The sequence below is a fragment of the Sulfitobacter sp. UBA4523 genome (assembly GCF_002388305.1).
GTDB classification, from domain to species: domain Bacteria; phylum Pseudomonadota; class Alphaproteobacteria; order Rhodobacterales; family Rhodobacteraceae; genus Sulfitobacter; species Sulfitobacter pontiacus.
The window spans coordinates 1-8633 of record NZ_DGMH01000063.1 but is presented as its reverse complement, the minus strand read 5'-3'; the positions used below and the strand labels follow the sequence as shown (position 1 = coordinate 8633).

6 protein-coding genes are annotated in these 8633 nt (G+C 61.8%); all 6 read left to right on the top strand.

Annotated features, from left to right (window positions below; genetic code table 11):
- The coding region (locus tag B3849_RS14645) for an FAD-dependent oxidoreductase (protein ID WP_286780386.1) at positions 1-1044 on the top strand (1044 nt) is incomplete at its 5' end.
- A gap of 57 nt (positions 1045-1101) precedes the next feature.
- Positions 1102-5634, top strand: a complete 4533-nt coding sequence (gene gltB / locus B3849_RS14640; RefSeq protein ID WP_286780385.1) for a glutamate synthase large subunit — start codon at positions 1102-1104, stop codon at positions 5632-5634.
- A gap of 99 nt (positions 5635-5733) precedes the next feature.
- Entirely contained in the window at positions 5734-6447 is a 714-nt protein-coding gene (locus tag B3849_RS14635; protein WP_039911725.1) for an SGNH/GDSL hydrolase family protein, read from the top strand.
- 27 nt (positions 6448-6474) lie between these two features.
- The gene (mtgA, locus tag B3849_RS14630; protein WP_278425350.1) at positions 6475-7221 is read left to right on the top strand and encodes a monofunctional biosynthetic peptidoglycan transglycosylase; all 747 of its coding nucleotides are present in this window, start codon (positions 6475-6477) and stop codon (positions 7219-7221) included.
- Positions 7222-7281: 60 nt separating this feature from the next.
- Positions 7282-7947, top strand: a complete 666-nt coding sequence (locus tag B3849_RS14625) for a glutathione S-transferase family protein (RefSeq protein ID WP_005850934.1) — start codon at positions 7282-7284, stop codon at positions 7945-7947.
- Between the two features lie 15 nt (positions 7948-7962).
- Positions 7963-8633, top strand: a 671-nt coding sequence (gene queG / locus B3849_RS14620; protein WP_286780384.1) for a tRNA epoxyqueuosine(34) reductase QueG, incomplete at its 3' end; no start/stop codon positions are given.

Below are 8633 nucleotides of genomic sequence, written 5' to 3'. Positions count from 1 at the left end.
ACCGCGTGGGAAAATGGCTGGGTGCAGCCGATCAAGCCCAAGACCGAACGCGCCGAATCCGTTGGTATCATCGGCGCGGGCCCCGGTGGTCTGGCCGCGGCGGATGTGCTGCGCCGCGCGGGTGTGCAGGTCACCATCTATGACCGCTATGACCGCGCGGGTGGCTTGCTGACCTACGGCATCCCCGGTTTCAAACTGGAAAAAGATGTGGTCATGCGCCGCAACGACCAGCTGGCCGAAGGTGGCGTTAACTTTGAATTGAACTGCGATGTGGGCGTCGACATCAGCTTTGCCGATATCCGCGCCAAGCATGACGCCGTGATCATCGCGACGGGCGTCTATAAAACACGCGACATCCAGGCCCCCGGCGTGGGCGGCGTTGGCCTTGAGCGCGCGATCGATTTCCTGACCGTGAGCAACCGCAAAAGCTTTGGCGACAAGGTAGAGGAATTTGATTCCGGCCGTTTCAATGCCGAAGGGAAGCGCGTCGTCGTGATCGGCGGCGGTGACACCGCGATGGACTGTGTACGGACCTCGATCCGTCAGGGGGCGACCTCGGTCAAATGTCTGTACCGCCGTGACCGCGCCAACATGCCTGGCTCGCAACGCGAAGTGCAAAACGCCGAGGAAGAAGGCGTGGTCTTCGAATGGCTGTCCGCGCCCAAAGGGTTCGTCGGTGATCCGGTGACCGGCGTCGTCGTGCAAAAGATGCGCCTTGGCGCGCCTGATGTCTCTGGCCGTCAGGCCCCCGAGGTGATCGAGGGTGCCGATTATGTCGAAGAGGCGGATCTTGTGATCATGGCGCTTGGCTTTGAACCCGAAGACCTGCCCACGCTGTGGAACACGCCCGAGCTGCCGGTCAACCGTTGGGGCACGGTCAAGGCCGACTATATCACCGGCGCGACCGAGCTGGATGGCGTCTATGCCGTGGGCGATATCGTGCGCGGTGCGTCGCTGGTGGTCTGGGCCATCAAGGACGGGCGCGACTGTGCGCAGGCGATCCTTGAAAAGATGGGGGCCAGCGTGGCCATCGCGGCCGAATAAGCGCCCCTTTCAACTGATATTTCGCGCCTCGGGCGCGCCCGATTTAGGAGATTCCAAATGACCAAATATGATGACGCCTGGGTAGCACGCGAAGAAGCAAAACGCGCCTTCATGGCAGAAAACGGTCTGTATTCCGAAGAAGAAGAGCATTCATCCTGCGGGGTGGGTCTTGTTGTGAACATCGACGGCTCCAGCAGCCGCGCGGTTGTCGAAAACGGGATCAAGGCGCTCAAGGCGATCTGGCACCGTGGTGCGGTGGATGCCGATGGCAAGACCGGCGACGGCGCGGGCATCCACGTGCAGATCCCCGTCAACTTTTTCTACGATCAGGTGCGTCGCACCGGTCACAGCCCCCGCGAAGGCGAATTGATCGCCATCGGTCAGGTCTTTCTGCCGCGCACCAACTTTGCCGCGCAGGAAACCTGCCGGACCATCGTTGAAACCGAAGTGCTGCGGATGGGCTACTATATCTACGGCTGGCGCCACGTGCCCGTGGACACCTCTGTTCTGGGGGAAAAGGCCAACGCGACCCGTCCCGAGATCGAACAAATCCTGATTTCCAACGCCAAGGGCGTGGACGAGGAAACATTCGAGCGCGAGCTTTACGTCATCCGTCGCCGCATCGAGAAAGCCGCGCTGGCCGCTCAGGTGCCGACGCTTTACATCGCGTCGATGTCCTGCCGGTCGATCATCTACAAGGGCATGATGCTGGCGCAGGATGTTGCCAACTTCTACCCCGACCTGATGGACGAACGCTTTGAATCCGCGTTTGCGATCTATCACCAGCGTTATTCCACCAACACCTTCCCGCAGTGGTGGCTGGCGCAGCCCTTCCGCATGCTGGCCCATAACGGCGAGATCAACACGCTCAAGGGTAACGTCAACTGGATGAAAAGCCACGAGATCCGGATGGCCTCGGGCACCTTTGGCGACATGGCCGAAGATATCAAACCGATCGTCGCCGCGGGGTCGTCCGACTCTGCCGCGCTGGATTCGGTGTTCGAAGTCCTGGTGCGCGCGGGTCGTTCGGCCCCGATGGCGAAAACCATGCTGGTGCCTGAAAGCTGGTCAAAGCAGGCGGTCGAGCTGCCCCAGGCATGGCGCGACATGTATTCCTATTGCAACTCGGTGATGGAGCCTTGGGATGGTCCCGCAGCGCTGGCCATGACCGATGGCCGCTGGGTCTGCGCCGGTCTTGACCGTAACGGCCTGCGCCCCATGCGTTTCGTCGTCACCGGCGACGGCATGCTGATCGCGGGTTCCGAGGCGGGGATGGTCCCGCAGGACGAGGCGAATGTCGTGCGCAAAGGCGCGCTTGGCCCCGGTCAGCTGCTGGCGGTCGACATCGAAGAAGGCAAGATGTTCGGCGACACCGAGATCAAGGACAAGCTCGCCGCGTCGCGTCCCTTTGGTGAATGGGTCGGCAAGATCAACGAGCTGGACAAAGCGCTTGGCGATGTCGAGGAAAAGGCCCTGTTCTCGGGCGATGAGCTGCGCCGCCGTCAGGTGGCAGCGGGCTATACCATCGAAGACCTCGAGCAGATCCTCGCACCTATGGCCGAAGATGCGAAAGAGCCCTTGGCATCCATGGGCGATGACACCCCGTCGGCGGTTCTGTCGAACCAGTACCGCCCGCTCAGCCACTTCTTCCGCCAGAACTTCAGCCAGGTCACCAACCCACCCATCGACAGCCTGCGCGAATTCCGCGTCATGAGCCTTAAAACGCGGTTCGGGAACCTCAAGAACGTGCTGGATGAATCCAGCGCCCAGACCGAGATCCTCGTGCTTGATAGCCCGTTCCTCGCGAACGCGCAGTTCGATCAGTTGATGACCGAATTCAACGCGAATTCCGTCACCATCGACTGTACGTTCGAGCCGGGCGGCAACAACCTGAGCGAAAACCTGCGCCGCATCCGGGACGAGGCAGAAGACGCCGTGCGCTCCGGCGCTGGTCACATCGTGCTGACCGACCAGTTCAGTGATGCGACCCGCGTGGCGATGCCGATGATCCTTGCGACCTCTGCCGTGCACAGCCAGCTGACCCGCAAGGGCCTGCGGACCTTTACCTCGCTCAATGTGCGCTCGGCCGAATGTGTGGACCCGCATTACTTTGCCGTGCTGATCGGCTGTGGTGCCACCGTGGTGAACGCCTACCTTGCCGAGGATTCGCTGGCGGATCGTATCGGGCGTGGTCTGCTGGACATGACCCTGACCACCGCGATGGCCCGCTACCGCGAGGCGATTGATCAGGGCCTGCTGAAAATCATGGCCAAGATGGGCATCAGCGTCATGTCCTCCTACCGTGGCGGCCTGAACTTCGAAGCCGTAGGGCTGAGCCGTGCGATGTGCGCGGAATACTTCCCCGGCATGACCAGCCGTATCAGCGGGATCGGTGTGACCGGTATCCAACGCAAGGCCGAAGCGGTCCACGACCGTGGTTGGCAGGGTGATGGCGTCGTCATGCCCATCGGCGGCTTCTACAAGGCGCGCAAATCCGGCGAGACCCACGCATGGGAAGCATCGTCGATGCACATGCTGCAAATGGCCTGCAACAAAGCGTCCTACCAGATGTGGAAGCAGTATAGCGCCAAGATGCAAAGCAACCCGCCGATCCATCTGCGCGACTTGCTCGACATCAAGCCGCTGGGGGCCCCAGTGCCCATCGAAGAGGTCGAATCCATCACCTCTATTCGCAAGCGTTTCGTGACGCCGGGAATGTCCCTTGGCGCGCTGTCGCCCGAGGCACACAAGACCCTGAACGTCGCGATGAACCGCATCGGGGCCAAGTCCGACTCTGGCGAAGGCGGCGAAGATCCGGCGCACTTCGTGCCCGAGGCCAACGGTGATAACCCGTCGGCCAAGATCAAGCAGGTGGCGTCGGGCCGTTTCGGTGTGACTGCCGAATACCTGAACCAGTGTGAAGAGCTTGAAATCAAGGTTGCCCAAGGGGCCAAGCCCGGCGAGGGTGGTCAGCTTCCGGGCATGAAGGTCACCGACCTGATCGCCCGTCTGCGCCATTCGACCAAGGGCGTGACCCTGATCTCGCCCCCGCCGCACCACGATATTTACTCGATCGAAGACCTTGCGCAGCTGATCTATGACCTCAAGCAGATCAACCCGCGCTGTAAGGTGACCGTGAAGCTGGTGGCGTCCTCGGGCGTTGGCACGATTGCGGCCGGTGTGGCAAAGGCCAAGGCGGATATCATCCTGATCTCGGGCCATAATGGCGGCACGGGCGCCTCGCCTGCGACCTCGATCAAATATGCGGGTCTGCCGTGGGAGATGGGCCTGACCGAAGCGCATCAGGTTCTGGCGATGAACAACCTGCGTGACCGCGTGACCCTGCGGACCGATGGTGGTTTACGCACAGGGCGTGACATCGTGATGGCCGCGATGATGGGAGCCGAGGAATACGGCATCGGCACCGCCGCGCTGATCGCGATGGGTTGTATCATGGTGCGTCAGTGCCAGTCGAACACCTGCCCCGTCGGCGTCTGCACCCAAGACGAAGCGCTGCGTGGCAAGTTCACCGGCAACGCGGATAAGGTCGTGAACCTGATCACCTTCTACGCCACCGAAGTGCGAGAATTGCTCGCCTCTATCGGGGCGCGTAGCCTGGATGACGTGATTGGCCGTGCCGATCTGCTGGCACAGGTCAGCCGTGGGTCTGCGCATCTTGACGATCTGGATCTTAACCCGCTGCTGATCACCGTCGATGGCGCGGCAGAGATCGTCTATGACCGCAACAAGCCACGCAACGCTGTGCTGGACACGCTGGACTCTGAAATCGTGCGCGACGCCGCGCGTTTCCTCGAGGATGGCGAGAAGATGCAGCTGAGCTATGCGGTGCAGAACACGCACCGTACCGTGGGCACCCGCGTCTCAAGCCACATCATCCGCAACTTTGGCATGAACAACCAGCTGCAGCCCGATCACCTGACGGTCAAGCTGACCGGTTCGGCAGGGCAGTCGCTGGGGGCCTTCGCGGCACCGGGGCTCAAGCTTGAAGTGTCCGGCGATGCGAATGACTATGTCGGCAAGGGTCTGTCGGGCGGCACCATCGTCGTGCGCCCGTCTATGGCCAGCACCATCGTCGCCTCTGACAACACCATCATCGGTAACACGGTGCTTTATGGTGCGACCAAGGGCTTTTTGTTCGCAGCAGGCCGTGCCGGTGAACGTTTCGGCGTTCGGAACTCGGGCGCGCATGTGGTGATCGAAGGCTGCGGCAGCAACGGGTGTGAATACATGACCGGCGGTGTGGCCGTGATCCTGGGCGAGATCGGCGCGAACTTTGGCGCGGGTATGACGGGCGGTATGGCCTATCTCTACAACCCCGATGGCAAGGCCGACAAAATGCTGAACCGCGAAACACTGGGGACCTGCCCTGTCACGGTCGAGCATTGGGAAAACCAGCTGAAGGGCCTGATTGAACGGCACCTGCAGGAAACCAACAGCCGTAAGGCCGAAGACATCCTGCAGCACTGGGACATTGAAAAAGATAACTTCCTGCAGATCTGCCCCAAAGAGATGCTGGTCCATCTGCCCGCCCCGCTGAGCGTCGAAGAACACGCTATCCCGGCGGAGTAAGCAAAACGGATAGATCGGGCGCGGGGGAAACCTCGCGCCCGATTTCTTTTGTGCGTCGCCCACGCTTTACCGGGGCCGCAACCGGCCTATAGTTACGGGATGATCAAAACACTTACCTCTCGCGTCCGGCTGATGGCGCTTTTGCTGGTGGGGCTCGCGCTTGCGGCCTGTACCGATGCTGCGCCCAAGGGCGGCGGCGATATTCTGGTGATTGGCGATTCCGTCATGGCGTGGAACGGATCAAGCGATCAGGCGATCCCCGATGCGATGGCAGCAAGCCTTGGCCGCAATGTGGTCAGCAAGGCCGTCCCCGGTGCACAGTTCAGCAATGACAGCACGCTTTTATCCGCTGTCGGTTTCGACATTCAGGATCAGTACCCCGGCGGGCGGTGGAACTGGATCGTGGTGAACGGCGGGGCCAATGATCTGGGGTTCAACGACTGCAAATGCGCGGCCTGCACGCCTGTGGTCGACACGCTGATCGCGGCGGATGCCGCTACTGGGGAAATCCCCGCCTTCCTGACGCGTTTGCGCAGCACGGGCGCGCAGGTGATGTGGATGGGGTACTACGCCGGCAATGGCAAAGGGTCATTCGAGGGCTGTCGCGATGATCTGGTGCTGCTGGAACGCCGTATCGCGCGGTTTGCGGCACAAACACCGGGGGTGACGTTCCTTGATTCGGAAACCGTCATCGACCGTCAGGATCCCAGCCTGTTTGCCAGCGATAACACCCACCCGTCGCCCAAGGCCTCTGCGCTGATCGGGGCCTATCTTGCAAAAGGGATTTCCGCCCGCAGTGCCCGTTCACAATAAGCCATTGCCACGATATAGCTGATGGCTATGGCAAAACGCGCATCCTCCAAATCCAAGGGCAAAGCCAAGTCCAAGACCCCGTCCCCTGCGGCGCAGCTGCGGTCGCTCAAGCGGCGTGTGGTTCGGGGCGCGTTCAAGCTGGTGCTCGCCGTGCTTGGCCTGTTGGTCGCCCTGGTGTTGCTGTTCGCGGTGATCAACCCGCCGACGACCCCCTATATGTTCAGCGAAGGCCGCAGGTTGGGGGGCGTGGACCAGCAATGGGTCGCGCTGGAAGACGTGGCCCCTGTCATGGCGCGGTCTGTCGTGGCGGCGGAAGATGCGAATTTCTGCGAACACTGGGGCTTTGATCTGGCCGCGATCAAACGCGCCATCGCCGAAGGATCAAACCGCGGGGCATCCACCCTGTCGCAACAGACGGTCAAGAACGTCTATCTCTGGCATGGCCGCACATGGTTGCGCAAAGCGCTTGAGGCCGGGATCACGCCGCTGGTTGAAACCGTCTGGACCAAGCGGCGCATCATCGAGGTCTATCTGAATGTGGCCGAGTTCGATGAAGGCATCTTTGGTGTCGACGCCGCGGCGCAACATTACTTTGGGGTGATTCCCGCCAAGCTGACCGCAACCCAAGCGGCGCGGCTGGCCGCGATCCTGCCGTCTCCGAAAACCCGTTCGGCCGCGCGCCCCTCTGCCGCGGTGCGCAAGCGCAGTGCCCAGATCCGCGATGGTGCGGCGACAATCAGCAAGGACGGACGGGCAGCCTGTTTCGAGAGTTGAAAAACCCAACCAAGACGGGCATGAGGATGAAACCCCTGTTTGTTAGTACCGGAACCCCTTATGGCTCGCCTGTTTCACGTCCCGCTTTCGCCGTTCTGCCGCAAAGTCCGGCTGAGCCTCGCTGAAAAGAAGATCGAGGTTGAACGCGTCGAAGAGCGGTATTGGGAGCAAGACCCAGATTTCATGCGTCGCAATCCGGCGGGCAAGGTGCCTGTATTGCAGCTTGACGGCATCATCATGTCCGAAAGCGCCGCGATCTGCGAATATATCGAAGAGACCCGCCCCGAACCGTCGCTGATGCCCTCTGATCCGGTCCAGCGGCTTGAAGTGCGTCGTCTGGTCAGCTGGTTCGATGACAAGTTCCACGACGAGGTCACCTCGAAGCTGCTCTACGAACGGGTCAATAAAAAGGTGATGAAGCAGGGGTTTCCCGACAGCCGCAACGTCAAGGACGGGGCCAAGGCGATCAAGTATCACATCGACTATATGGCATGGCTGCTGGACCACCGGCGCTGGCTGGCAGGCGACGTGATGACGCTGGCCGATTTCGCGGCGGCGGCGCATCTATCCTCGCTCGATTATATCTCGGATGTGGACTGGAACCGGTCCGATGTGGTCAAGGACTGGTACGCCAAGATCAAGTCCCGCCCCGCGTTCCGGTCGTTGCTGGCCGATCAGGTGCCGGGCTTCCCGCCGCCGAAGCATTACAATGACCTTGATTTCTGATCCAAGCCGCGCCCGATGTCTGTGACATCGGCTGCCGATACGGACGCCCTGCGGGGCCGGTTGGTGGCGCAGGCGCTGGACGAGGGCTTTGTCTCCTGCCGGATCTGCCGCCCCGACGCGGTGCCTGATGTGCCCGAACGGCTGCAGGCGTTTGTTGATGCAGGCTATCACGGGCAGATGGCGTGGATGGCGGACCGCATGGCGTGGCGCGGCGACCCTGCCGCACTTTGGCCCGAGGCGCGGTCGGTGATCATGCTGGCCGAAAGCTATACCCCTGAATACGACCCGACCGAGGTGCTGAACCACCCCGACAAGGCGGGCGTGTCGGTCTATGCGCAGGGGCGCGACTACCACGACATCGTCAAGAAACGGCTCAAGCGGGTGGCGCGATGGCTGGTGGCGCAGGAACCCTGCGAGGTGAAGGTCTTTGTCGACACGGCCCCCGTGCCGGAAAAGGCGCTTGGGCAGGCGGCGGGGCTGGGCTGGCAAGGCAAGCACACCAATCTGCTAAGTCGCGACTGGGGGAACTGGGCCTTTCTGGGCGCGATTTTCACCACATTGGATTTCACCCCCGACACGGCAGAGGTGGATCACTGCGGGTCGTGCCGGTCCTGCCTCACGGCGTGCCCGACCAATGCCTTCCCTGCGCCCTATCAGCTGGATGCGCGGCGCTGCATTTCCTATCT

What these genes read in the sequence shown, in the direction of transcription:
- B3849_RS14625 (WP_005850934.1), top strand. Translation starts at nt 7,282, where the DNA reads ATGGCTCGCCTGTTTCACGTCCCGCTTTCGCCGTTCTGCCGCAAAGTC.
- B3849_RS14635 (WP_039911725.1), top strand. Translation starts at nt 5,734, where the DNA reads ATGATCAAAACACTTACCTCTCGCGTCCGGCTGATGGCGCTTTTGCTG.
- mtgA (WP_278425350.1), top strand. Translation starts at nt 6,475, where the DNA reads ATGGCAAAACGCGCATCCTCCAAATCCAAGGGCAAAGCCAAGTCCAAG.
- gltB (WP_286780385.1), top strand. Translation starts at nt 1,102, where the DNA reads ATGACCAAATATGATGACGCCTGGGTAGCACGCGAAGAAGCAAAACGC.